Source organism: Streptomyces himastatinicus ATCC 53653, from assembly GCF_000158915.1.
Classification (GTDB): domain Bacteria; phylum Actinomycetota; class Actinomycetes; order Streptomycetales; family Streptomycetaceae; genus Streptomyces; species Streptomyces himastatinicus.
The window spans coordinates 6,407,256-6,409,649 of record NZ_GG657754.1 but is presented as its reverse complement, the minus strand read 5'-3'; the positions used below and the strand labels follow the sequence as shown (position 1 = coordinate 6,409,649).

Here is a 2,394-nt window from a genome sequence, read left to right as displayed (position 1 = left end):
CAGCTCGTCCTCCAGCTGCCCCGGGCCCCACCCCGCGTACCCCGCGAAGATCCGCAGCGACCCGACCGCGGCCGCCAGCAGCTCCGGCGGCGCCTCCAGGTCCACCAGGCCGATCGCCCCGTGCACCCTGCGCCAGCCGAGTGGCCCGCCGTCCTCGCCGCGCGCCGGGGACCGGCCCGCCTCCCCGGGCACCACGGCCACGCCCAGCGCCGAGTCCAGCGACACCGGACCGCCCTGGAAGACCACCCCCGGTTCACCGGCCAGCTCGGCCCAGGACTCCAGGATGTCCCCGACGCCGACCGGGGTCGGCCGGTTCAGGACCACGCCGAGTGAGCCCTCCTCGTCGTGGTCGAGGAGCAGCACCACCGCGCGGTCGAAGTTCGGGTCAGCAAGCGCCGGTGTCGCGACAAGCAACCGTCCTGTGAGGGAGGACACCTCGGTCATGGCCACATGATCCCGCATATCCGGTCCGGACGGGGAGTGGAAGGCGAGACCCGTATGAGAGCAGGTCGGGGCGTACGACAGCAGGAGCGGCGCACGTGACGGTCGGTTCGCGAAGCGGAACGGAGTGTGGTGCGACACATTCCGATCCATTTCGAGGGTGCAACAGCCTTACGGAGGGGGACTCGGAGCCCATTAGTCTTGCCTTTTGGCCCATCGACCGTCCCAGGAACGCGAGACCAGATGACCCGCTCGAACGATGTCCTGCTCGTCCATGGCGGCACCCCGCTCGAGGGCGAGATCAATGTCCGCGGCGCGAAGAACCTCGTGCCGAAGGCCATGGTCGCCGCCCTGCTCGGCAGTGCGCCGAGCCGACTGCGCAACGTCCCAGACATCCGCGATGTGCGGGTCGTGCGCGGGCTGCTCCAGTTGCACGGTGTCACGGTGCGCCCCGGTGACGAGTCCGGTGAACTGGTGATGGACCCCACCCACGTGGAGAGCGCCAACGTCGCCGACATCGACGCGCACGCCGGCTCCTCGCGCATCCCGATCCTCTTCTGCGGTCCGCTGCTGCACCGCCTCGGCCACGCCTTCATCCCGGGCCTCGGCGGCTGCGACATCGGCGGCCGGCCGATCGACTTCCACTTCGACGTGCTGCGTCAGTTCGGCGCGACGATCGAGAAGCGTGCGGACGGCCAGTACCTGGAGGCTCCGCACCGGCTGCGCGGTACGAAGATCCGACTGCCGTACCCGTCGGTGGGCTCCACCGAGCAGGTGCTGCTCACGGCCGTACTCGCCGAGGGTGTGACGGAACTCTCCAACGCCGCGGTCGAACCGGAGATCGAAGACCTCATCTGTGTGCTCCAGAAGATGGGCGCCATCATCTCCATGGACACCGACCGGACGATCCGGATCACCGGCGTCGACAAACTCGGCGGCTACAACCACCGCGCCCTCCCTGACCGCCTGGAGGCCGCCTCCTGGGCGAGCGCCGCCCTGGCGACCGAGGGCAGCGTCTACGTCCGCGGCGCCCGCCAGCGCGAGATGATGACCTTCCTCAACACCTTCCGCAAGGTCGGTGGCGCCTTCGACATCGGCGACGAGGGCATACGGTTCTGGCACCCGGGCGGCAAGCTCAACGCGATCGCCCTGGAGACCGACGTCCACCCCGGCTTCCAGACCGACTGGCAGCAGCCGCTGGTGGTGGCGCTGACCCAGGCCTCGGGGCTGTCCATCGTCCACGAGACGGTGTACGAGTCCCGGCTGGGCTTCACCTCCGCGCTGAACCAGATGGGCGCGCACATCCAGCTCTACCGCGAGTGCCTCGGCGGCTCGGCGTGCCGCTTCGGCCAGCGGAACTTCCTCCACTCCGCGGTCGTGTCGGGCCCCACCCGGCTCCAGGGCTCCGACCTGGTCATCCCCGACCTCCGCGGCGGCTTCTCGTACCTGATCGCGGCCCTCGCCGCGCAGGGCACGTCCCGGGTGCACGGCATCGACCTGATCAACCGGGGCTACGAGAACTTCATGCACAAGCTGGTGGAGCTGGGCGCCAAGGTGGAACTCCCCAACGGCGGCGAAGCCATCTAGCACCCACGGCGGCGGGGTTCCTCCCCACCCCGCCCCTCCCCGAACCGGGGGCACAGCCCCCGGGCCCCCAGGGCGACGGCGTCTGGGTCACGGCCCTCGGCCCGCCGCGGGCACGCGGACGCGGTGCAGCCGGGGCCGCCACGCGCGGCTGAACCCGGCGCCCCCACCGGCGGGGACAACGCTGTGTGGGGCATCGCCCCCAGGCCACGTAGCTGAGCCATGCGGTGGCTCCGCAGCCCCGCCACGACAGGGCTGCGGAGCAAGCAAGACGGGCCCGCGGGCCCGAACCGCGACACCGCACACCCCAACCCCCGTCCCTCGGCCGCCGCAGGGCACCCGGACGCAGTGCAGCGGGGGCTTTCCCCC

Annotated in this window: 2 protein-coding genes; one reads left to right on the top strand and one right to left on the bottom strand. The window is 71.2% G+C overall.

What is annotated here, in order from left to right; translation table 11 throughout:
- On the bottom strand, window positions 1-444 hold a 444-nt coding region (locus SSOG_RS27245; protein WP_039941785.1), incomplete at its 3' end, for a YqgE/AlgH family protein.
- Window positions 445-684: 240 nt separating this feature from the next.
- Between SSOG_RS27245 and murA the strand changes: the two genes are divergently transcribed.
- Complete coding sequence (murA, locus tag SSOG_RS27240) at window positions 685-2,028, top strand: UDP-N-acetylglucosamine 1-carboxyvinyltransferase (RefSeq protein ID WP_009717480.1); 1,344 nt, start codon at window positions 685-687, stop codon at window positions 2,026-2,028.
- Window positions 2,029-2,394 lie beyond the last annotated feature (366 nt).

Excerpts from the sequence above, each read along its gene's own strand:
- murA (WP_009717480.1), top strand. The coding sequence starts at position 685 with ATGACCCGCTCGAACGATGTCCTGCTCGTCCATGGCGGCACCCCGCTC.